The organism is Streptomyces tubbatahanensis (assembly GCF_022699385.1).
GTDB classification, from domain to species: Bacteria; Actinomycetota; Actinomycetes; order Streptomycetales; family Streptomycetaceae; genus Streptomyces; species Streptomyces diacarni.
The window spans coordinates 2442691-2464623 of the sequence record NZ_CP093846.1; the positions used below are offsets into that span (position 1 = coordinate 2442691).

Annotated in this window: 17 protein-coding genes and 1 pseudogene; 8 read left to right on the forward strand and 10 right to left on the reverse strand. The window is 72.8% G+C overall.

Annotated features, from left to right (window positions below; translation table 11 throughout):
• The first annotated feature begins 171 nt into the window (after nt 1-171).
• The 3 genes from MMF93_RS10545 to MMF93_RS10555 all read left to right on the forward strand — a co-directional run bounded on the left by MMF93_RS10545 (nt 172) and on the right by MMF93_RS10555 (nt 5495).
• Complete coding sequence (locus MMF93_RS10545) at nt 172-1578, forward strand: FGGY family carbohydrate kinase (RefSeq protein WP_242750951.1); 1407 nt, start codon at nt 172-174, stop codon at nt 1576-1578.
• A 264-nt stretch (nt 1579-1842) separates the two neighbouring features.
• Entirely contained in the window at nt 1843-3576 is a 1734-nt protein-coding gene (locus MMF93_RS10550; RefSeq protein ID WP_242750954.1) for an ABC transporter ATP-binding protein, read from the forward strand.
• Nucleotides 3576-5495, forward strand: a complete 1920-nt coding sequence (locus MMF93_RS10555) for an ABC transporter ATP-binding protein (protein WP_242750956.1) — start codon at nt 3576-3578, stop codon at nt 5493-5495. Before MMF93_RS10550 ends, MMF93_RS10555 begins: the two co-directional genes overlap by 1 nt.
• A gap of 210 nt (nt 5496-5705) precedes the next feature.
• Here the strand turns inward: MMF93_RS10555 and MMF93_RS10560 are convergent, their stop codons facing one another.
• From MMF93_RS10560 to cutA, 7 genes are all read right to left on the reverse strand, one after another.
• On the reverse strand, nt 5706-6497 hold the full coding sequence (locus tag MMF93_RS10560; RefSeq protein ID WP_423835394.1) for a S1 family peptidase: 792 nt from the start codon (nt 6495-6497) through the stop codon (nt 5706-5708).
• A 178-nt stretch (nt 6498-6675) separates the two neighbouring features.
• Nucleotides 6676-7935, reverse strand: coding sequence for an RNA polymerase sigma factor (locus MMF93_RS10565; RefSeq protein ID WP_242750958.1), 1260 nt, complete (start codon nt 7933-7935; stop codon nt 6676-6678).
• Nucleotides 7936-8160: 225 nt separating this feature from the next.
• Entirely contained in the window at nt 8161-10074 is a 1914-nt protein-coding gene (gene dnaG / locus MMF93_RS10570) for a DNA primase (protein ID WP_242750960.1), read from the reverse strand.
• Nucleotides 10075-10137: 63 nt separating this feature from the next.
• Entirely contained in the window at nt 10138-11880 is a 1743-nt protein-coding gene (locus tag MMF93_RS10575) for a pyruvate dehydrogenase (RefSeq protein WP_242750962.1), read from the reverse strand.
• 194 nt (nt 11881-12074) lie between these two features.
• Nucleotides 12075-13340, reverse strand: coding sequence for an NAD(P)/FAD-dependent oxidoreductase (locus tag MMF93_RS10580; protein WP_242750964.1), 1266 nt, complete (start codon nt 13338-13340; stop codon nt 12075-12077).
• 180 nt (nt 13341-13520) lie between these two features.
• A complete protein-coding gene (locus MMF93_RS10585) occupies nt 13521-14855 on the reverse strand; it encodes a deoxyguanosinetriphosphate triphosphohydrolase (RefSeq protein ID WP_242750965.1) in 1335 nt (444 codons plus the stop codon).
• 48 nt (nt 14856-14903) lie between these two features.
• Nucleotides 14904-15254 (reverse strand): divalent-cation tolerance protein CutA, encoded by a 351-nt coding sequence (cutA, locus tag MMF93_RS10590; protein ID WP_242750967.1) that lies wholly within the window; start codon nt 15252-15254, stop codon nt 14904-14906.
• Between the two features lie 149 nt (nt 15255-15403).
• On the opposite strand from cutA, the pseudogene MMF93_RS10595 reads away from it, so the two are divergent.
• Nucleotides 15404-15553 (forward strand): annotated as a pseudogene (locus MMF93_RS10595) (VOC family protein); the annotation flags it as partial.
• A 298-nt stretch (nt 15554-15851) separates the two neighbouring features.
• Here MMF93_RS10595 and MMF93_RS10605 read toward each other — a convergent pair.
• Nucleotides 15852-16850: an AraC family transcriptional regulator gene (locus MMF93_RS10605; protein ID WP_423835590.1), complete on the reverse strand. Its 999-nt coding sequence runs from the start codon at nt 16848-16850 to the stop codon at nt 15852-15854.
• Nucleotides 16851-17002: 152 nt separating this feature from the next.
• Between MMF93_RS10605 and MMF93_RS10610 the strand changes: the two genes are divergently transcribed.
• Nucleotides 17003-17143, forward strand: coding sequence for a hypothetical protein (locus MMF93_RS10610; protein ID WP_341483243.1), 141 nt, complete (start codon nt 17003-17005; stop codon nt 17141-17143).
• A 127-nt stretch (nt 17144-17270) separates the two neighbouring features.
• Entirely contained in the window at nt 17271-17594 is a 324-nt protein-coding gene (locus MMF93_RS10615; RefSeq protein ID WP_242750969.1) for a cupin domain-containing protein, read from the forward strand.
• A gap of 108 nt (nt 17595-17702) precedes the next feature.
• Here MMF93_RS10615 and aroQ read toward each other — a convergent pair whose 3' ends face one another.
• Nucleotides 17703-18218, reverse strand: coding sequence for a type II 3-dehydroquinate dehydratase (gene aroQ / locus MMF93_RS10620; RefSeq protein WP_242750970.1), 516 nt, complete (start codon nt 18216-18218; stop codon nt 17703-17705).
• 179 nt (nt 18219-18397) lie between these two features.
• Here aroQ and MMF93_RS10625 point away from each other — a divergent pair, with 179 nt between their 5' ends.
• Nucleotides 18398-19318 carry an oxidoreductase gene (locus tag MMF93_RS10625; RefSeq protein ID WP_242750972.1) on the forward strand — a complete coding sequence of 307 codons (921 nt, stop codon included), beginning with the start codon at nt 18398-18400 and terminating at the stop codon, nt 19316-19318.
• Complete coding sequence (locus MMF93_RS10630; RefSeq protein WP_242750974.1) at nt 19315-20118, forward strand: response regulator transcription factor; 804 nt, start codon at nt 19315-19317, stop codon at nt 20116-20118. The genes MMF93_RS10625 and MMF93_RS10630 overlap by 4 nt, the downstream gene beginning before the upstream one ends.
• Before the next feature lie 37 nt (nt 20119-20155).
• On the opposite strand, the gene MMF93_RS10635 is transcribed toward MMF93_RS10630, so the two are convergent.
• Nucleotides 20156-21721 (reverse strand): glycoside hydrolase family 20 zincin-like fold domain-containing protein, encoded by a 1566-nt coding sequence (locus tag MMF93_RS10635; protein WP_242750976.1) that lies wholly within the window; start codon nt 21719-21721, stop codon nt 20156-20158.
• Nucleotides 21722-21933 lie beyond the last annotated feature (212 nt).

Consider the following 21933-nt stretch of genomic DNA (forward strand, 5'->3'; position numbering starts at 1 on the left):
CGCACGACGGTGACCGGTCTCACGCTAGGACGGCCGGGCGCGATCCGCGACAGTGCGCGCGTGAGGGAAGGCATGCAGACAGGCAAGCAAGCAGCAGGGCGGGATGAGGCGTGGGTCACGGGTGCGGGGGGCCGGGTCCGGTACGGGCCCCTATGAGGCATCATTCCGGCCATGGGGATAGTCGCCGGACTGGACAGCTCAGCCGAGTACACAAGCATCGTCGTCTGCGACGCGGAGACGGGCGCGATCCTGCGGCACGGCCACGCCGCACATCCCGGGGAGCGCGACGATCCGCAGTCCTGGCTGCTCTCGCTCGGTGAGGCGGCGGGCGGCGGGCAGCTCGCCGACGTGCAGGCCATCGGCGTCTCCGGACAGCAGCAGGGCCTCGTGGCGCTCGACGAAGCGGGGGCCCCTGTCGGGCCCGCGCTGCTCGGCAACGACCAGCGGGTGCAGACCGCGGCCGCCGACCTGGTGGACACGCTGGGCGGACGCGAGGCGTGGGCGCAGGCCGTCGGCACGGTCCCGCAGGCCTCCCACCCGGTCTCGAAGCTGCGCTGGCTGGCGCGCGAGCAGGAGGAGGCCGCCCGTCGGGTGGCCGAGGTGATGCAGCCGCACGACTGGCTGGTCTGGCAGTTGCTGGGACGCCCGGAGCGCCGGGTGACCGACCGGGGCGACGCCTCGGGCACCGGCTACTGGTCGGCCGCGACCGAGTCCTACAGGACCGACCTGGTGGAGCTGGCGCTGGGCCGTCCGGCGAGGCTCCCCGAGGTCGTCAGCCCCTCCCAGCCGGCCGGGCACACGCCCGAGGGGCTGCTGATCTCCGCCGGTACGGGGCAGACGATGGCCGCCGCCTTCGGACTGGGGCTCGGGCTGGGCGACGCGGTGATCTCGCTGGGCGCCACGGGCTCGGTCTGCGCCGTCCACCACGAGGCGCTGGGCGATCCGAGTGGCACCATCACCTCGTACGCGGACGCGACCGGAATGTACCTGCCCGTGGTGCGCACGCTGAACGCCACCCGGGTGCTGCGGGGTGCCGCCGGGATGCTGAGCACCGATCTGGAGGGCCTGTCCGACCTGGCCTCGGAGTCGACGCCCGGTGCCTCGGGGCTGGTCCTGCTGCCGTATCTGGAGGGTGAGCGCACTCCGCAGCTGCCGCACACGGCGGGCTCACTGCACGGGCTGCGGCGCGAGAGCATGAAGCCCGAGTTCCTGGCGCGGGCCGCCGTCGAGGGCATGCTGTGCGGGCTGGCCGACGCGCTGGAGGTGCTGCGCAGCCGCGGGGTCTCGGTGCGCCGGGTCTTCCTGCTGGGGCAGGCCGCGAACCTGCCGGCCGTGCGGACGGCGGCGCCCGCGCTGCTGGACGCCCAGGTGGTGGTACCCGAGCCCGCCGACTACGCCGCGATCGGTGCGGCGCGGCAGGCGGCGTGGGCGCTGTCAGGGTCGGGTTACCCCCCGCAGTGGCCCGCCGCTGCCTGCCAGGTGTTCGAGGCGGGCGAGGAGCGCGCCGTCGGACAGGCCGTGCGGCAGCAGTACGTCACGGTGCGCGAGGAGACGTATCCGGGCGCGCTGCCGGTGTAGTCGCCGAAGCGACGGTCCCGACACGACGAGCAGCCCGCCACGGCGAGCAGTTCGCCACAAGCGGTCCGCCGCCGCGACGCCCCCACCGCGATCCGGCGCGGCTCCGCCCGCACCCCGGCACAGCGCGCCCGTAGTCCCCTCCTTTTGCCAGGACTTGACCGGGGTTGCGGTGGAAAAACTCAAAAGGAGAGGCGGCCGCGTGCCGCACGCAGTTACGCTCTTCCACTTCTGCTTCCCACCCTCACTGACCACGAGGACATCCGTGTGCTGATCCGCCTACTGAGCGCCCGGTTGCGCCGCTACCAGCGGCCGATCGCGCTCCTCGTCCTGCTCCAGCTCATACAGACGAGCGCCACGCTCTACCTGCCCACCCTCAACGCGGACGTCATCGACAACGGTGTCGTCCTCGGCGACACCGGCTACATCCTGCGCCACGGCGGCCTGATGCTGGCGGTCTCGGTGGTGCAGGTCGTCTGCAACATCGGTGCCGTCTACCTCGGGGCGCGCACCGCCGCGGCGCTCGGCCGGGACATCCGGGCGGGTGTCTTCGACCGGGTGCAGTCCTTCTCGGCCCGTGAGGTCGGTCATTTCGGCGCCCCGTCGCTGATCACCCGTACCACCAACGACGTGCTGCAGGTCCAGATGGTGACGCTGATGGCGTTCACGCTGGTGGTCACCGCGCCGATCATGTGTTTCGGCGGCATCTTCATGGCGCTCGGCCAGGACGTGCCGCTCTCCTCCGTGCTGCTGGGCGTGGTCCCGGTGCTGGGCATCGCCGTCATGCTGATCGTGCGCCGGATGCGGCCGCTGTTCCGCACCATGCAGGAGCGTCTCGACCAGGTGAACCGGATCCTGCGCGAGCAGATCTCCGGGGTCCGCGTCATCCGCGCCTTCGTCAAGGACGACTTCGAGCGGCGCCGCTTCCACGGGGCGAACACCGACCTGACCGACCTGCAGGTGCGCACGGGACAGCTGATGGCGCTGATGTTCCCCGTCGTGATGACGGTCGTGAACGTCTCCAGCGTCGTCGTGGTCTGGTTCGGCGCCCACCGCATCGACAACGGGGACATGGAGATCGGCGCGCTGACCGCGTTCCTCTCCTACCTGATGCAGATCGTGATGTCGGTGATGATGGCCACCTTCATGTTCATGATGGTGCCGCGCGCCGAGGTGTGCGCCGAGCGCATCCAGGAGGTGCTCGACACCGACTCCAGCGTCGTGCCGCCCTCGGCACCCGTCAGCCGGCTGCGCCGCCACGGCCATCTGGAGCTGCGCGGTGCCGGGTTCGGTTTCCCGGGCGCCGAGGCACCCGTGCTCCAGGGCGTCGATCTGATGGCGCGTCCCGGCGAGGTGACGGCCGTGATCGGCTCCACGGGCAGCGGCAAGTCGTCCCTGCTGGGGCTGATCCCTCGGCTCTTCGACGCCACTGAGGGCCAGGTCCTCGTCGACGGGGAGGACGTGCGCACCCTCGACCCCGACCTGCTGGCCTCGACCGTCGGGCTCGTGCCGCAGCGTCCTTACCTGTTCTCCGGCACGGTCGCCTCCAATCTGCGCTACGGCCGCCCCGACGCCAGTGACGAGGAGCTGTGGCACGCGCTTGAGGTGGCACAGGCCAGGGACTTCGTCGAGCGGATGGAGGGCGGCCTGGAGGCGGAGATCGCGCAGGGCGGCAGCAACGTCTCCGGCGGGCAGCGGCAGCGGCTGGCGATCGCGCGGGTGCTGGTGCACCGCCCGGAGATCTACCTGTTCGACGACTCCTTCTCGGCGCTGGACTACGCGACCGACGCGGCGCTGCGGTCCGCGCTGGAGAGGGAGACCTCCGAGGCCACGGTGGTGATCGTCGCCCAGCGGGTGGCGACCATCCGGGACGCGGACCGCATCCTCGTCCTGGACGAGGGACACGTGGTGGGCACCGGACGGCACGACGCACTGATGGAGAGCAACGAGACCTACCGGGAGATCGTGCTGTCCCAGCTGACCGAGAGCGAGGCCGCCTGATGAGTGGTGGGGGAATGGGCGGAGCGCCGCCGCGGCGGTCGCTGGACTTCAAGGGGTCGGGCAAACGGCTGCTGGGCCAGTTCCGCCCGGAGCGCGGCAGGCTGTTGCTGATGCTGGCTCTCGTCGTCTGCAGTGTCGCCCTGAACGTGATCGGTCCGAAAATCCTCGGGCACGCCACCGACCTGGTCTTCGGCGGCTTCATCGGGGGCAAGCTGCCCGAGGGGATCACCAAGGAGCAGGCGCTCGAGGGGATGCGCGAGCGCGGGGACGGCGGGGCCGCCGACATGCTCTCCGGTATGGACTTCACCCCGGGCCACGGCGTCGACTTCGGCGCCGTGGGCGGCGTGCTGCTGGCGGCGGTCGCCGTGTACGTGGCCGCCGGGCTGCTGATGCTGTGGGGCACCCGGATATCGGTGCGGGCCATCAGCCGCACCGTTTTCCGGCTGCGTGAGCAGGTGGAGGCGAAGCTGTCCCGGCTGCCGCTGTCCTACCTGGACAAGCAGTCGCGCGGTGAGGTGCTCTCCCGGGTCACCAACGACATCGACAACCTGGGGCAGACGCTTCAGCAGACGATGGGCCAGATCGTCAACTCGCTGTTGACGATCGTCGGTGTGCTCGGCGTGATGTTCTGGATCTCGCCGCTGCTGGCGCTGGTCGCGCTGGTGACCGTGCCGCTCTCGGCGCTGGTCGCCACGCGGGTGGGCAAGCGCGCGCAGCCGCAGTTCGTCGACCAGTGGAAGTCCACGGGCACGCTGAACGCGCACATCGAGGAGATGTACACGGGCCACTCGCTGGTGAAGGTCTACGGGCGGCAGCGGGAGTCGGCCGCCGTCTTCGCCGAGCAGAACGAACAGCTGTACAAGGCCGGGTTCATGGCGCAGTTCATCAGCGGCATCATGCAGCCGGCGATGATGTTCGTCGGGAACCTCAACTACGTGCTCGTGGCGGTCGTCGGCGGGCTGCGGGTGGCGTCCGGCGCGCTGTCGATCGGTGACGTGCAGGCGTTCGTGCAGTACTCGCGGCAGTTCAGCCAGCCGCTCAACCAGGTCGCCTCGATGGCGAACCTCATCCAGTCGGGGGTGGCCTCGGCCGAGCGGGTCTTCGAACTGCTCGACGCCGAGGAGCAGTCCGCAGAGCCGGACGAGGCCCACGTCCAGCGCCCTGAACAGCTGCGGGGCCAGGTGGAGCTGCGGCGCGTCTCGTTCCGCTACGCCGAGGAGACGCCGCTGATCGAGGACCTGTCGCTGGCGGTGGACCCAGGGCAGACGGTGGCGATCGTCGGCCCCACGGGGGCGGGCAAGACGACGCTGGTCAATCTGCTGCTGCGGTTCTACGAGGTCCGCTCGGGCCGCATCCTGCTGGACGGCACCGACATCGCGGCGATGTCCCGCGAGGAACTGCGCGCGGGCATCGGCATGGTCCTCCAGGACACCTGGCTGTTCGGCGGCACCATCGCGGAGAACATCGCCTACGGCGCCCAGGGGGCGAGCCGCGAGCAGGTGGAGGAGGCCGCGCGGGCCGCGCACGCCGACCGGTTCATCCGCACGCTCCCGGACGGCTACGACACGGTGCTCGACGACGAGGGCGCGACGGTGAGCGCCGGCGAGAAGCAGCTCATCACCATCGCCCGTGCCTTCCTCTCGGACCCGGTCATCCTGGTGCTGGACGAGGCGACCAGTTCCGTGGACACCCGCACCGAGGTGCTGATCCAGCGCGCGATGGAGCGTCTCGCCTCCGAGCGGACCAGCTTCGTGATCGCCCACCGCCTCTCCACCATCAGGGACGCCGACGTCATCCTGGTGATGGAGAACGGCTCCATCGTGGAACAGGGCGACCACGAGGCCCTGCTGGCCGCGGACGGCGCGTACGCGCGGCTGTACAGATCCCAGTTCGCGGAGGCCGTGGTCGAGGTGGACTAGGGCCTCTCGTCCGGATCTGGCCGGACCAGCCGAGCCGGGCCGGCGTCTTCCCGCCCGCAGCGCGCCGGCCGCGGTACGGGCTGGGTGCCCGACCGGTCGTGGCCCGCGGTGCCTCACCAGCGGGCCACGGCCGATCGCGTGCGGAGGGGAGCAGCCGCCCGGCCGGAGCCGGGTCAGCCGGCCCAGCGGAGCCGGGCTAGCGGAGCCGGATCAGCCGCCCAGCTGCGCTGCGGCGTCCTCGATGTCGGCGGCGAAGGTGCTGACCTCCGTGTAGACGCCGGGCTTGCCCGGCCGCGCGCAGCCCTCGCCCCAGCTGACGATGCCCACCTGGACCCACTCGCCGGCGTCGTCCTTGCGGAACATCGGGCCGCCGGAGTCGCCCTGGCAGCTGTCGACGCCGCCGGTGTCGAGCTTGCCCGCGCACAGCTCCTCGCCCTCGACCAGGTCGGGGTAGGCGCTCTTGCAGGTGGCGTCGTCCACGAAGGGGACCTCGGCCTTGAGCAGGTAGCGCTGCTGGTCGCCGCCTTCCTGGTCGGCGCCCCAGCCCGCGATGGTGAAGTCGCCCTCGTTGTAGGCGTCGTCCTTGGCTATGGGGAGGGTGGGCTGGTCGAGCGCCTTGTCGAGCTTGATCAGCGCCCAGTCCTTGCCCTGCCCGTCGTAGCCGGGGGCCTGGAGAACCTCGGTGGACGTGGCGGTGACGGCCGCCGGGTCCTCGAGGTCCACGACGCCGCCGGTCGCGGTGATGCTGGTGTCGGAGCCGCTGCCGTCCACGCAGTGGGCGGCGGTCAGCACGATGTCCTTCTCCAGCAGCGCACCGCCGCAGCCCATGGACAGCCGCACCATGAAGGGGAACTCGCCCTGCTCGGCGGGGGTGCCGCCGACGATGGTCGTCCCGGGTTCGCCGTCGCCTGCCGGGTTGCCCGAGGGCAGCGCGGAGGCGGCGGCGGGGCTGAGGCTGAAGGCGGCGAGCGCGACGGCACCGACGGCGGTGAGTCTCTTCATGCTCTTCGTGGGGTTCTTCAACGTGCTTCCTCTCGTGGGGGGTTACTCGCACACACGGCACCCGCGTGACGGGCGCATGCCAAGCGAATGCCGTGATTATGGAGAGGAAGGGAACACGCTGACAAGGGCGCACCGGCCGCCTCGGTCCCCTCGGCCGCCGCACGCCCCCTCAGTCTCCTCAGTCCAGGTAACCCCGCAACTGGTCGGCGAAGGCGTGCTCCCGCAGCTTGGTGAGGGTCTTCGACTCGATCTGCCGGATGCGCTCCCGCGTCACACCGAAGAGATTGCCGATCTCCTCCAGCGTGCGCGGGCGGCCGTCGATCAGCCCGTACCGCAGTTGGACAACCCGGCGTTCGCGCTCCTGGAGGGTGGAGAGCACGGCCTCCAGGTGCTCGCGCAGCAGCAGGAAGGCGGCCGACTCCACGGGTGAGGCCGCGTCACCGTCCTCGATCAGGTCGCCGAGGTTGACGTCGTCCTCCTCCCCCACGGGCGCGTGCAGGGAGACCGGTTCCTGAGCGAGCCGCAGCACCTCGCTCACCCGCTCAGGAGTCAGCCCGAGCTGGGATGCGACCTCCTCGTGCGCCGGCTCGTAACCGCGCTCCTGGAGCAGCCGGCGCTGGATGCGCACCACCCGGTTGATCAGCTCGACGACGTGCACCGGGACGCGGATCGTCCGGGCCTGGTCGGCCAGGGCGCGGGACATGGCCTGGCGGATCCACCAGGTCGCGTACGTCGAGAACTTGTAGCCGCGCGCGTAGTCGAACTTCTCCACCGCGCGGATCAGCCCGAGGTTGCCCTCCTGCACGAGGTCGAGCATCGTCAGCCCCCGCCCGATGTAGCGCTTGGCGACGGAGACGACCAGCCGCAGGTTCGCCTCTATCAGGCGGCGCTTGGCCACCCTGCCGAGCACCACGAGCCGGTCGAGATCGAGGGCGAGCGCGCCCGCCAACTCGGGGGTGTTGCCGAGCTTCTCCTCGGCGAACAGTCCCGCCTCCACGCGGCGGGCCAGCTCCACCTCCTCGGCCGCCGTCAGCAGGGGTATGCGGCCGATCTCGCGCAGGTACTGGCGGAAGAGGTCCGCCGAGGGCCCGGTGGTGGCCGGCTCCCGGCGCGCGGCCGGCTCAGGACCGGCCGCCGGCGCGGTCTCCTGGTCGGGGAGGGGCTCGGGCACCGGGGGCTCGGGCACCGGCTGGGGCGGCGCGACGAGGGGAACGGTGTGCGGGGCGAGGGGCGTTGCCGGGGCGGCGGCGGGCGCCGCGTTCAGGGTCCGGGTCTGCACGGGGGCGACCTCCATGGTGATCGCTGCCGGTTCGGGGGCGGCGTGCGAGACGGGGACGGCTGCGGCCGGGCCGCGCTCCATCCCGTTCGATATGTGCGCATCCGCGGGGGATCGCGACCCGTCCTGGCCGACACCGCCCCGCTCCGAGGACTCAGGCACCGCTCACCAGTGTGGGGCAGGACACAGCCCGGCCACGAGGGGCGTGCGCGCAGTTTTTCCACCGAATGTGACCCTCAGCGCACGGCCCGCTACACATGGAAGGGGTGGGTGAGGCGCGGGCGCACCAAGGGGACGGAACCTGGGGTTCCGCTCCCGCCGCAGCCCGTACGCGGTCAGCGGACCAGCTCCCGCCCCAGCCCCTACGCCGTCAGCGGGCCAGACGGATCAGAGTGCCGCCGCGCCCCGCTCGCGCAGCGCCGTGCCGTACTGCTGGAGCGTCCAGATCTGCTGCCGCATCCCCGTCGACTGCTCGTACTCCCCACGGGCCTCCAGGCGGCGCGCCGCGCCCTCCAGCTCGGCGATCCGGGCCAGCACGGCGGCGCGCCGCACGGCGACCAACTGCTCCCCCGCGTACGCCTCGTCGACATCGCGGCTGCGCGAGCTGCGCAGCGGCTCGACGGCCAGCTCGGTCACCAGCGACCGCACGGTGTCGTCCGGGGCGGCGTCCCGCACCCGGCCCAGGAAGCCGGTGTCGGAGATCCCCGCCTCGGCGCCACCCGCCGACTCCAGCGCCTGCCGCACCACGGCGTAGGGCGGCGCGGTGAACTCGTCGGCCCCGTAGGCGTCGAACGCGGGAGAGACCAGCTCCGGGCGCTGAAGCGCCAGCTTGAGCAGCTCCCGCTCGACCCGGTGCGCCGGACTGCGCAGGTTCAGCGCCGGACCGCGCGGCACGAACGGCGCCTGCACGGCCGGGGTCTCGTGCCGCCGGGCGCCCTGGGGGGCGCGCGGGGAGGTCTGGCCGCGCTCGCGCGCCCAGCGGGCGAGCTGGGCGACGCGGCGGACGACGAACTCCTCGTCCACGATGCCCAGCAGGCCCGCCAGGCGCACCGCGTAACCCCGCCGGATGGAAGGGTCCTTGATCTGGACGACGACCGGGGCGACCTCCTCCAGCGCGGCCGACCTGCCCTCCGCGGTGTCCAGGTTGTGCCGGTCCACGATCGAGCGCATCGCGAAGTCGAAGAGCGGGGTGCGGCCCTCGACCACCTTGGCGACCGCCTCGTCGCCCTCGGCAAGCCGCAGGTCGCACGGGTCCATCCCGCCGGGCGTGATCGCGATCCAGGTGCGCGCGGCGAACTTCTGGTCGTCCTCGAAAGCGCGCAGGGCCGCCTTCTGGCCCGCCGCGTCGCCGTCGAAGGTGAAGACGACCTCCGACTGCGCGTTGTCCATCAGCACCCGGCGCAGGATCTTCACGTGCTCCCCGCCGAAGGCGGTGCCGCAGGTGGCGATGGCCGTGGTGACCCCCGCCAGGTGGCAGGCCATCACGTCCGTGTAGCCCTCGACGACCACGGCGCGGTTGGCCTTGGCGATCTCCCGCTTGGCCAGGTCGATGCCGTAGAGCACCTGGGACTTGCGGTAGATCGGCGTCTCGGGCGTGTTCAGGTACTTCGGGCCCTGGTCGTCCTCGCGCAGCTTGCGGGCGCCGAAGCCGACGACGTCACCCGTGATGTCGCGGATGGGCCACATCAGCCGGCCGCGGAAGCGGTCGATGGGCCGGCCGTTGCGCGCCTCCTGGGCGAGCCCCGAGAGCGTCAGCTCCTTGTCGGTGAAGCCCTGCCCGCGCAGATACCGCACCAGGTGGTCCCAGCCCGCCGGGGAGTAGCCGATGCCGAAGTGCCGGGCCGCCTCCTGGTCGAAACCGCGCTCCGCGAGGAAGCGGCGGGCGATCTCGGCCTCGGGCCCGTCCAGCTGCTCGGCGTAGAACCGGGCGGCGCTCTTGTGGGCCTCGACCAGCCGGGTGCGCTCGCCCTGCTGCGAGGCGCGGCCGTAGCCGCCCTCCTCGTAGCGGAGGGTGATGCCGGCGCGGGCCGCGAGCCGCTCGACCGACTCGGAGAAGGACAGGTGGTCGACCTTCATCACGAAGTCGAGGGTGTCCCCGCCCTCCTGGCAGCCGAAACAGTGATAGAACCCCTTGCTCGGGCTGACGTGGAAGGAGGGGGACTTCTCGTCGTGGAAGGGGCACAGGCCCTTGAGGTTGCCGCCGCCCGCGTTGCGCAGCTGGAGGTACTCGGAGACGACGGAGTCGATCGGGACCGCGTCCCGTACCGCCTTCACGTCCTCGTCATTGATCCTTCCAGCCACACGGAAAGTCTACGGCGCGCCGGTGACAGTCCCGCCCCGCGGTCCGGTCCGCGTCCTCCGTGGTCAGGGCCGCGGGACGTTGCGCAGGTTGGACCTGGCCATCTGGACCATCCGGCCCACGCCGCCGTCCAGCACCGTCTTCCCCGCCGAGAGGGCGAAGCCGCTCACCTGTTCCCGGGTGATCTTCGGCGGGAGCGAGAGGGCGTGCGGGTCGGTGACCACGTCGATCAGCGCGGGACCCTTGTGCCCCAGGACGTCCTTGAGGGCGCCCCGCAGGTGCTTGGGCTTCTCGACGCGGACCGCGTAGGCGCCCGCGGCCTGCGCCAGCGCCGCGAAGTCCGGATTGCGGTTGTTCGTCCCGTACGCCGGCATGCCGTCCACCATCATCTCCAGCTCGACCATGCCCAGCGAGGAGTTGTTGAACAGCACCACCTTGACCGGCAGGTCGTACTGGACCAGCGTGAGGAACTCGCCCATCAGCATGGCGAAGCCGCCGTCGCCCGACATGGAGATGACCTGGCGGTTCCGGTCCAGGAGCTGGGCGCCGACGGCCTGCGGAACGGCGTTGGCCATCGACCCGTGGCTGAAGGAGCCGATCACCCGGCGCCGCCCGTTCGGGGTGATGTAGCGGGCCGCCCACACGTTGCACATGCCCGTGTCGACGGTGAAGACGGCGTCGTCGGCGGCCTCCTCGTCCAGCAGCGAGGCGACGTACTCGGGGTGGATCGGGGTGTGCTTGTCGACCTTGCGGGTGTAGGCGCTGACGACGCCTTCCAGCGCCTCCGCGTGCTTCTTGAGCATCCGGTCGAGGAACCTGCGGTTCGTCTTGACGGGAACCCGCGGGGTGAGGCAGCGCAGCGTCTCGCGCACGTCGCCCCACACGGCGAGGTCGAGCTGGGTGCGGCGGCCCAGGTGCTCGGGCCGCACGTCCACCTGGACGATCTTGCAGTCCTTGGGCAGGAACGCGTTGTACGGGAAGTCGGTGCCCAGCAGGATCAGCAGGTCGCACTCGTGGGTGGCCTCGTAGGCGGCGCCGTATCCGAGCAGTCCGCTCATGCCGACGTCGTAGGGGTTGTCGTACTGGATCCACTCCTTGCCGCGCAGCGCGTGCCCGACCGGGGACTTGATCCGCTCGGCGAACTCCATGACCTCCGCGTGCGCGCCCGCGGTGCCCGCGCCGCAGAACAGGGTGATCTTCTCCGACTCGTCGATCATGCGCACCAGCGCGTCGATCTCCACGTCCCCCGGACGCACCGTGGGACGGGAGGTGACCAGCGCGTGCTCCACCGGCGCCTCGGGCGCCGGCTGGGAGGCCAGGTCGCCCGGGAGCGCGACGACGCTGACGCCCTGCTGTCCCACCGCGTGCTGGACGGCCGTCTGGAGGACCCGCGGCATCTGCTGCTCGCTGGAGATCAGCTCGCTGTAGTGGCTGCACTCCACGAAGAGCCGGTCGGGGTGGGTCTCCTGGAAGAAGCGGGTGCCGATCTCACTGCTGGGGATGTGCGAGGCCAGCGCGAGCACGGGTGCCATGGAGCGGTGCGCGTCGAAGAGTCCGTTGATCAGGTGCAGGTTGCCCGGGCCGCAGGAGCCGGCGCACGCGGTGAGCTTCCCGCTCAGCTGCGCCTCGGCCCCGGCGGCGAAGGCGGCGGCCTCCTCGTGCCTGACCTGGATCCAGTCGATGGCCGGGTTGCGCCGGATGGCGTCCACGACCGGGTTGAGACTGTCCCCCACCACCCCATACAGGCGTTCGACGCCGGATCGCACCAGCGTGTCGACGAACTGCTCGGCCACCGTCTGCTTCGCCATCGCTCACTCGTCCTTCGCTCGCCGCGGCAGGGCGGCGCCGAGGGTCCGCCGTCCGGCACCGGCACGGCCCGCCGTTCCTTTCCGCAACATATCCCCCACGCGCCGCTCCGGCATCACGCCGCGGCGCCCGGCATCACGCCATGGCGCCCAGCATCACGCCGCGCCGCCCCAGCATCACGCCATGGCGCCCGGCATCACGCCGTGGCGCCCAGCGACTCCAGCGGCACGCCCGGATCGGCCAGCGCCTCCGGGTCCACCACGACACCCGAGCGGACCAGGTCCTGGATCGCTCCCGCGACGTCCCAGACGTTGACGTTCATCCCCGCCAGCACCCGGCCCCCGCTCAGCCAGAAGGCGACGAACTCCCGCTTGCCCACGTCCCCCCGGCACACCACCTGGTCGTAGGAGCCCGGCGGCGCGTAACCCGAGTACTCCATGCCCAGCTCGTACTGGTCGGAGAAGAAATAGGGCACCCGGTCGTAGGACACGTCCTTGCCGAGCATCGCGCGGGCGGCGGCCGGGCCGCCGTTCAGCGCGTTGGCCCAGTGCTCGACCCGCAGCCGCGTGCCCAGCAGCGGATGCTGCACGGCGGCGGCGTCACCCGCCACGAAGACATCGGGGTCGCTGGTGCGCAGCGAGGCGTCCACCGCGATGCCGCCGCCGGGCCCCGGGGCCGTCTCCAGGCCCGCCGCCTCGGCCAGCGCCGTGCGCGGCGCGGCCCCGATGGCGGCGACGACGTCGTGCGCCGGGTGCTCGTCGCCGTCGTCGGTGTGCACCGTCTGCACCATCCCGTCAGCGCCCGCGATCCGGGTGAGCCGGGCGCCGAAGTGGAACCTGACGCCCTTCTCGCGGTGCAGGTCGGCGAAGAGCGCCCCCAGCTCGGGGCCGAGCACCGTGTGCAGCGGGGTGGGCTCCGCCTCGATGACGGTGACCTCCGCCCCGTACGTACGCGCCGCTGCCGCCACCTCCAGGCCGATCCAGCCCGCCCCCGCGATCACCAGATGGCCGTTCTCCTGGCCGAGCGCCGTCAGCACCCCGCGCAGCCGCTCGGCGTGCGCGAGGCGGCGCAGGTGGTGCACGCCCGCCAGGTCGGTGCCGGGGATCTCCAGCCGGCGCGGCTCGGCACCGGTGGCCAGCAGCAGCTTGTCGTAGTGGACACGGGTGCCGTCGCCCATCCTGACCGCCCTGCTCTCCAGGTCGAGCTGGACGGCGGGCTGGCCCAGGTGCAGCTCGATGTCGGCCGCCGCGTACCAGGCGGGCTCGTGCACGAAGACGCTGCCGCGTTCGGCCGAACCGGTGAGGAAGCCCTTGGAGAGCGGGGGACGCTCGTAGGGATGCTCACGTTCGTCACCGATCAGGATCACGCGGCCCGTGAACCCCTCGGCGCGCAGGGCCTCGGCGGCTTTCGCCCCCGTGAGCCCCCCGCCGACGATGACGAACGTACGGTGTGCGTCCACCACTTGAAGCTCCTCCTCGAATCCCCTTGAAGAGCCGGCCCCCACGGGCCGTGCTGTCGTCCCCCGTCATCCAGCTGTGCGCGTTCACCGTGAGCGTCCCTCATCGCACCATGCGCGGGAAGAGGCAGGGGTGCGTAAGGGACGTGCGGGCACCGTGGCGGGTTCCGCACCGCTCGCTCACCCTCACGTCCTCGTGCCCGCCGTCATCACCTGATGGAGGGAGCGGGCCGCGGCGTCGGTGAGTGTGGAGATCTGGTCGACGACCACGCGCAGCCGCGCCGCGGCCACCCCCTCGGCGCGGGACGCCTCCTCGTACAGGTCCGCGTACTGCGCGTCCAGCCCCTCGGGCGCGCGGGCCAGCAGCGCCTCGGCCAGCTCGCGCAGGACAGCGCGCTGCTCCACCCGCAGCCGCTCCAGCTCCGGGCGCTGCATCACGTAGCAGTCGACGACCGCCTTGAGGACCGCGCACTCCAGCCGGGCGGGCCCGGGCACGATCAGCTCGGCCCCGTACCGGGTCAGCGGCCCCGAGCCGTAGGCGGCGCGGGTCGCCGCCTCGGCGGCCAGGGCGAAGCGGCCGATCAGCTGGCTGGTCGCGTCCTTCAGCCCGGCCTGCGCCAGCGCCGTGCCGTCGTGCTCGTGCGGCCACCACTCCTGGGCGAGCAGCCGGTCCAGCGCGGCGGCCAGCTCCGCCTCGTCCGCGCCCGGCGCGTAGCGGGCCGCGGCGCAGGCGAAGACGTCGCCGCGCTCGGGCCCCGACCGCAGCGACCGCGGCTGAAGGTGCCCCGCCCTGATGCCGTCCTCCAGGTCGTGCACCGAGTAGGCCACATCGTCCGACCAGTCCATGACCTGCGCCTCGAAGCAGGTGCGGCCCCTGGGTGCGCCCTCGCGCAGCCAGCGGAAGACCGGCAGGTCGTCGTCGTAGACGCCGAACTTGCCTGAGGCCGGGTCCGCCGGATGTGCGCCCCGGCGCCACGGGTACTTCGTCGCGGCGTCCAGCGCGGCCCGCGTCAGGTTCAGCCCCACGGGCGCCTGCCCGTCGGGCTCGGCGGAGAACCGCTTGGGCTCCAGCCGGGTCAGCAGCCGCAACGACTGGGCGTTCCCCTCGAAACCGCCCGCAGGCGCGGCGATCTCGTCGAGCACGGCCTCGCCGTTGTGCCCGAACGGGGGGTGCCCGAGGTCGTGCGCCAGACACGCGGTCTCCACCAGATCCGGGTCGCAGCCCAGCGAGGCGCCCAGCTCGCGGCCGACCTGCGCGCACTCGAGGGAGTGCGTCAGCCGGGTGCGCGGCGACGCGTCCCACGAGGGTGCCGCGGTCTCGGGCGCGACGACCTGCGTCTTGCCCGCGAGACGGCGCAGCGCCGCCGAGTGCAGCACCCGGGCGCGGTCCCGCTGGAAGGCCGTGCGCCCCGGGCGCTTGTCCGGCTCCGGCACCCAGCGTGCGATGTCCGACGGCGCGTACCTCGGCCCCTGGCGGGTGCCGGGGCCCTGTGCTGCGGGTGTGCCGTACGTGGCGTGCATACGCCGACGGTAACCGGAGGAGGGGCCTTCCCAAGCCCCCTGGGGCTCCTAAGCCTCCCGGGACTTCTGGGACTCCTGGGTCTCCTGGGTCTCCTGGCGGACCCACTCCAGATACGCGGCGCCGCCGCGCACGACCGGGGTGGCGATGATCTCCGGGACGTCGTACGGGTGGGCCTCGTTCAGGTAGGACTCCAGCGCGTCGTAGGAGCCGGCGGCCGTCTTGAAGAGCACCTGCCACTCCGGGTCCGTCTGCACGGCGCCCTCCCACCGGTACACGGAGGTGACGGCGCCGCTGATCTGCGCGCACGCCGCGACCCTCCGCTCCACGGCACCCGCCGCGAGCACCCGCGCCTCCTCCTGCGACCCCACGGTCGTCAACACGCTCAAAACCTCAGCCATGCCGCCACGGTAAGCCCCCGGGGGCCGGTCCGAGCGGCCGGACCGAGGGCCGGCTCAAGGGGCCGGCCGAGGGGTCCGCCCAAGCGGCCGGACCGGAGGCGTCCGATTCATTCAAGAGCCCGCGCACGCCCCGCGCCTAGCGTGCGCGTATGACACCTCGACTCGACCTGATCGGCCTCGTCACCGCTGACATGGCCGCCTCGCTGGCCTTCTACCGGCGGCTGGGACTCGACATCCCCGCGGACGCGGACACCGAAGCGCATGTGGAGGCCGCCGGGCCCGGCGGGCTGCGGCTGGCGCCCCGAACACCGGCAGTCCCCGGCGCTCCGTGGTCACATGCGCGCGGGTGTCGGGGCCCGCGACGACCAGCTCGCCGTTCCACAGCAGCAGATCCATGCAGCCGTCGGGCAGCACCCGCCCGCTCGTGCCGGGCGGGACCGCGGCGCGGGACCACGCCACGGCTCCCGGCACCCGCGAAGCCCTCTCCTGGTACATCCGCCCAGCATGCCTGCCGGCACCGACATCCGGGCCCGCCAGGGGCGCGCGAGCGGTCTCAGCCTCGGACGTCTCTGCCCCGACCGTCTCCGCCCCCAACTCTCAGCCTCGGACGGGCCACCCCGCGCGGTACTCGGCGGGGCTGACCCCCCGCACGCGTTTGAAGGCGGCGCTGAGCGCGAAGCCGTCCGCGTAGCCCACCCGGCGGGCGACGGCTCCCAGCGTGGCCCCCGGCTCCCGCAGCAGCCGTGCGGCCAGGTCGATGCGCCGCTGCGCGAGGTAGGCCATGGGCGGCTCGCCCAGCAGTTCCGTGAACCGCCGGGCGAAGTTCGCGCGGGAGACCCCGGCCTTGGCGGCCAGTGAGGCCACCGTCCAGGCGTGCCCCGGCTGTTCGTGCAGCAGCCGCAGCGCGACGCCGACCACGGGATCGCTCTGGGCGCGGTACCAGGCGGGCGCGTCCGCCTCGGGGCGGGCGAACCACGCCCGCAGCACCGACACCAGCAGCAAGTCGAGCACCCGGTCGAGCACCAGCTGCTGGCCGGGCGCGTCCCTGACGATCTCCTGCTCGACGAGCGCCATCAGCCCCGCGTCCCACTCCGCGGCGCGCAGCACCAGCACCGGCGGCAGCGCGTCCAGCAGCCGGCTGCTCAGGTCGCCGTGCAGCTGATAGCCGCCGCTCAGCAGGACGGTGGGGGCGTCCGGGTCGCGGCCGTAGGTGCGGACGCCGAGGGCGATCTCCTCACACAGGTCGACGCCGTCCACGCTGGTGCAGCAGTCGCCGGGCTGGATCAGCAGGTCGGGCGGGGTCGCCGGGTCGTCGGCGAGCACGTAGGGGGCGGGCCCGCGCAGTACCGCCACGTCACCGGGGGCGAGCGGTAGCGGCCCGGGCCGGTCCCCGGGTTCGGCTCCGGGCCCGGGGACCGGCCACGGATCCGCGACGGCGGAGGGGAGGACCCAGCCCTCACCGCGCACCAGGGAGGCGACCGCCAGCGGCGCACCGTCCTGGACGCGTACGCCCCAGGGCGGCGTGAGCACCGCCCGGTGCAGCAGCCCGCCGGACGCCCGGGCCCCGCTCAGCACCTCGGTCAGTGCCTCGGCCAGCCCGTCCCCGCCGCCGGACCGCACAACCTCCCCGGCCCCCGCACCGATCCCCACACCGCTCGTCCGCCCGTTCCCCACCCCGGTCGCCGTCACGGAAGGCAGCTTAGACGCGCGGACATGAGCAGGGAGAGCCGCCGCAGCCGGCGGCGTTCTTGGACGAGATGTCCGCCCAACTGCTGGACGGGCGGAACGCCAACGTCACCGACGGGGTACGCCAGGTGCTGGGCCGACCCCCGCGCGGCGTGGCCGGCCTCGCCCGGCGGGCGGCGGCGCAGGGCGTCTGGAACCGCTGACCCGGGCCGACGGGCGCGGGCCCGGCAGCGTCCCTTCGGCTTACGGCAGAGGGAGCGGAGGGAATCGCACGTGCTCCCGCGCGGGTCGACCGGTTGCATCGTGTGGCGTGCGAGGCACGATGGACGCATGGATGATACGACCGCACTGGCAGCCGAACACCTGGCCCTGGCGAGGAAAGACCCGCACGGCCGCAGCGCGTACCTCTTCTTGCACGACGGGCCGCTGCGGCAGTCCGTCATCGCGCTGACGGAGGGTTCGGCCCTGGAGGAGCACAATGCTCCCCCGGCGGCGAGCCTGCACGTCCTGCAGGGCAGTGTCAGGATCACCGAGGGCACCGCCGACCAGGACGTCGCCGCCGGGCAGATCCAGCGGATTCCGCACCTGCGGCACGGAGTGCTGGCGCTGGAGGACTCGGTCTTCATCCTCACGACGGTGACGGGCACCGAGTGAGGCCCACCGGGTGAGCGGGGCGGCCCGCCGGCAGGGCCCGCCGGGTGAGCGGGGCGGCCCGCCGGCAGCGGGCCGGGTGAGCGGGTGAGGCGGGCGCGGTGAGGCGGCTCAGACCGCCTTCCGGCTGCCCCACTCCCCGATCCGGTGCAGGACGGAGCGCAGCGCCAGTTCGTACCCGAAGACGCCGTGGCCCGAGACCATGCCCTGGCACACCGGTGCCGTCACGGAGGTGTGCCGGAACGGCTCGCGGGCGTGGACGTTGGAGATGTGCACCTCCACGCAGGGGATACCGAGCCCGGCGACGGCCTCCAGCGCGTCGCGCAGCGCGTAGCTGTAGTGCGCGTAGGCGCCCGGGTTGAAGACGATGCCGTCGTCGCTGCCGCGGGTGGCGTGGATCAGGTCGATGAGCGCGCCCTCGCTGTTGCTCTGGGCGCAGCGCACCTCGGCGCCGAGCTCCTTGCCGAGCGCCGTGGTGCGTTCCTCGACGTCCCGCAGGGTCGTGCTGCCGTAGGTGTCGCGGTCGCGCTCGCCCAGCAGGTTGAGGTTGGGGCCGTGCAGCAGCAGCACGTGGGGCGCCGCGAAAGCCGACGTATCGGCGGAGGACGGGGAGGAAGTCGCGTTCATGGAGGCAGCCTAGAGCCCGCCCCGGGCCGGGGTCTCGCGCAGAGCCGGCCGGGCTCGCGGCCCCCGGCGCGCCCCGCCGCGGGTACCGCCGACCTCGACCGGGGGTGGAGGTGCCGCTAGCCTCCGAAGGAGAGCCCCCGCACGGACGGGCGCGAGCGAGGCGAGGAGCAGGGCGAGCGATGGGCTGGACAGCGCGGAACATCCCCGACCAGAGCGGCCGCACCGCGGTGGTGACCGGCGCCAACAGCGGGCTGGGCTTCGTCACGGCCAGGGAGCTGGCGCGGCGCGGCGCGCGCGTCGTCCTCGCCTGCCGCGACGAGGAGCGTGGACGCCTGGCCCGCGACCGGCTCGTGCGGGAGCTGCCGGAGGCGGGGCCGCGCGCCGAACTGCGCCTGCTCGACCTGGGCGACCTGGCCTCGGTGAGCGCGTTCGCCAAGGAGCTGCCGGACGAGCGGGTGGACCTGCTGGTCAACAACGCGGGGGTCATGGCGCTGCCGTACGGCCGTACGGCGGACGGCTTCGAGAGGCAGTTCGGCGTCAACCACCTGGGGCACTTCGCCCTCACCGGGCTGCTGCTGGACAGGCTCCTGGCCTCTTCCGCCCCCCGGGTGGTCACCGTCTCCAGCGCTCTGCACCTGCTGGGCAACATCGACATCACCGACCTGAACAGCGAGCGCTCCTACCGGCGCTGGATCGCCTACGGACGGTCCAAGACGGCCAATCTGCTCTTCACGCACGAGCTGGCCGGGCGGCTGGCGGACACGCCGCTGATCGCCGCGGCGGCGCACCCCGGCTACGCGGCGACGAACCTGCAGAGCGCGAGCCCGCGCATGGAGGGCAGGAGGGCGGCCGAGCGCGTCATGCGGCTGGGCAACCGGGTGGTCGCGCAGTCCGCCGAGGTAGGCGCGCTGCCGACGCTGTACGCCGCGACGGCGCCCGGCGTGGGCGCCGACTCCTTCACCGGGCCGCGGCTGGCGAGCTGGCGGGGCGCGCCCGCACCCTCGCTGCGGGCACCCTGGACGCTCAACGACGCGGCGGCCCAGCGCCTGTGGGCGGCCTCGGAGGAGCTGACGGGGGTCGCCTACGGGGTGCCCTCGTGATCCGCGTACTGGTCGTCGACGACGACTTCATGGTGGCCCGCCTGCACAGCACGCTGGTGTCGAGGGTGCCGGGCTTCGAGGTGAGCGGGGTGGCGCACAGCGGCGCGCAGGCCCTGTCCCTGGTGCGGGAGCTGGCCCCCGACCTGGTGCTGCTCGATCTGTACCTGCCGGATGTGAGCGGTCTCGAGGTGCTGCGGCGGCTGCGGGGTGACGGCGCGCCCGGCGGCGGCCCCGACGTGCTCGTGATCACGGCGGCGCGGGACGCGGCCAGTGTGCGGGCCGCGCGGCACGGGGGTGCGGTGCAGTACGTCGTCAAGCCGTTCGAGGGACGGCTGCTGGTCGAGCGTCTCGAACGGTACGCGCGCGACCGGCGGGAGTTCGAGGAGCTGACCTCGCCCGGGCAGGACGAACTGGACCGGGTCTTCACGGGCGCCGGTACGGGCGCGCCGCAGCGCACGCCCGCTCCCGTGCGCCCGCCCACGCCCACGCCCGCGCCCGGGTCCGTGGGCGCGCCCGTGCCCTCCCCGCAGGGTGAGGTCCTGGCGGGAGGGGCGCTCGCCACCCGCCGGGGCCCGCTTCCCAAGGGGCTGACCGAGCAGACGTCGGCCCTGGTACGTGCGACGCTCGACGCGAGCTGCGCCCAGGCGGGCCTGTCCGCCTCCGAGTGCGCCCGGCACAGCGGCCTGTCCCGGGTGAGCGCGCGCCGCTACCTGGAGCACTTCGTGGCCACCGGCACCGCGCGGGTCACCCTCAGATACGGCACGACGGGCCGCCCGGAGCGCCGCTACCACCCGGTGTGACCGTCCGGCCGGCACGGCACGGCACGGCACCTGATGGCTAGGGCCTCTCGTGTGCTCCCAGCAGTTCCAGGCCTGGGCCCAGGCCCAGGGAGGCGACGCCGCGCTGGAAGGTGTCGTAGTCGGGCCCGCTGTCGTCCGCGTGCCACATGCGCCGGGCCAGGACACCGAGTGTCTTGTCGACCAGGCCGTACACGTCCCTCTCGGTGTAGTCCTCGTGCACGAGGTCGTTCCAGACGGCGAACATCGCGCCCCGCGGCGCCGGGTCGAGAGGTGTCACGCTCTGCCCGTCGGGGAAGACGTGCGGGGCCCACTGCTCGTACAGGTACCGCCCGTCGAGGCCCTGCCCGTGGTAGTAGTCCGCGAACGGCACGATGTAGAGGGTGGCGTCGTTGATGTTGACGAACTCGAAGCCGTCCTTCTTGATGGCCTGCGGCCCGTACCAGCCGTTGTTCCAGCTGTAGACGCGCACGTCGCGGTCGTATCCCTCGGCGGTGCCGCCGAGCCGGCTGAGGCTGCCCCAGGCCGCGGGCCGCTTGCCGAGCTGTTTCAGGTGGGCCGCCATGGCGTCGAAGTAGGCGTGGTAGTGCTCGACGGGGCCGCCGTACTCGTCCGCGCCGAAGTGCACGACGGGGCTGCGGAACCACGGGGTGAAGTGGCTGAAGAGGTCCTTCATGTAGGCCGTGGCCGCCGGGTTGCCCAGGTCGAGGTGGTCGGAGTCGCCGCCGTCCAGGCCGATGTCGGGGCGGTGGGCGACGAAGGCGCGGGAGTGCGCGGGGGCGTCGAACTCGGGGGTGAGCCGCACGGCGCATCCTTCGGCGAGGTCTTCGAAGGAGTTCCAGGTGGCGCGGTCGTAGGAGCCGTCGCGGGCGGTCAGCCCCGCCCACCTGGGCGCGTCGCTCGCGAGGCGGAACGCGGACTGTGCCTTGCTCCAGTCGCCGCCGGGCGGCTGGATCTCGTTGTCGTTGAGGTGGATCTGGAAGTCGTTGAACTTGAACCAGCCGAGCAGCCGTATGACATCGCGGAGGAAGGCCGGCGTGAAGTAGCGGCGCCCCACGTCCAGCATGAAGCCGCGGCGCGGGTAGTCGGGCCAGTCGACGGCCTCGCCCGCGGGGACGGTGCGGGCGCCGGATCCGGTGAGGATCTGCAGGAGGCTGCGGGTCGCGTGGTACACGCCGGCGTAGGCGGGGGCTTCCAGGCGCAGGTGATCGCGGGTGGCGGTGAGGCGGTAGCCCTCCGCGCGATAGCGCTCGCCCGCGGGCGGGTGGTGTGCGGAGCCGTCGAGGACGAGGCGGATCTCGCCGTGCCGCGGGCGGCGGCCGTGGTCGCCGCCCGGGGCGCGGGTGCGCACCCCGGTGGTCTCCTCCAACTCCTCGCGCAGGGTGCGTGCGAGCCGCAGCAGCCTGCGGTCGCCGCCCTCGGCCACGACGCGGGTGGCGGGGGTGAGGCGGAACTCGCCCGCTCCCGCACGCCATGCGCGCAGGGCCGGTACGACGAAGGGGGCTTCGCCCGCGGCCGCCTGGCACGGGGCCGCGGTGGCGCGGGACGCGAAGGGTCCTGTGAGCCCTCCCGCGGCCACGGCTGTGACGCCCGCGGCTGTCACCATCCGACGTGTCGGTCGGGTAATCCCGTCTTCTGTCATCGCAGCTCCCTTGAGAGAACACGAACGAACATCGGACACCATGCGGTCAGTGGTGTATACCACTCGCGTCGTGTGCGGCAATACCCTCCGCACACCGTTGCGTTGACGTCGGCGTCAACGCATAGCGTGCGCAGCACCGCACACACAGAGCGTGCGGAGCACCGCGCACGACAGCG

What these genes read in the sequence shown, in the direction of transcription:
- MMF93_RS10625 (WP_242750972.1), top strand. Translation starts at nt 18,398, where the DNA reads ATGGGCTGGACAGCGCGGAACATCCCCGACCAGAGCGGCCGCACCGCG.
- MMF93_RS10585 (WP_242750965.1), bottom strand. Translation starts at nt 14,855, where the DNA reads ATGCACGCCACGTACGGCACACCCGCAGCACAGGGCCCCGGCACCCGC.
- MMF93_RS10555 (WP_242750956.1), top strand. Translation starts at nt 3,576, where the DNA reads ATGAGTGGTGGGGGAATGGGCGGAGCGCCGCCGCGGCGGTCGCTGGAC.
- MMF93_RS10575 (WP_242750962.1), bottom strand. Translation starts at nt 11,880, where the DNA reads ATGGCGAAGCAGACGGTGGCCGAGCAGTTCGTCGACACGCTGGTGCGA.
- aroQ (WP_242750970.1), bottom strand. Translation starts at nt 18,218, where the DNA reads ATGAACGCGACTTCCTCCCCGTCCTCCGCCGATACGTCGGCTTTCGCG.
- MMF93_RS10635 (WP_242750976.1), bottom strand. Translation starts at nt 21,721, where the DNA reads ATGGTGACAGCCGCGGGCGTCACAGCCGTGGCCGCGGGAGGGCTCACA.
- MMF93_RS10615 (WP_242750969.1), top strand. Translation starts at nt 17,271, where the DNA reads ATGGATGATACGACCGCACTGGCAGCCGAACACCTGGCCCTGGCGAGG.
- MMF93_RS10560 (WP_423835394.1), bottom strand. Translation starts at nt 6,497, where the DNA reads ATGAAGAGACTCACCGCCGTCGGTGCCGTCGCGCTCGCCGCCTTCAGC.
- cutA (WP_242750967.1), bottom strand. Translation starts at nt 15,254, where the DNA reads ATGGCTGAGGTTTTGAGCGTGTTGACGACCGTGGGGTCGCAGGAGGAG.
- MMF93_RS10545 (WP_242750951.1), top strand. Translation starts at nt 172, where the DNA reads ATGGGGATAGTCGCCGGACTGGACAGCTCAGCCGAGTACACAAGCATC.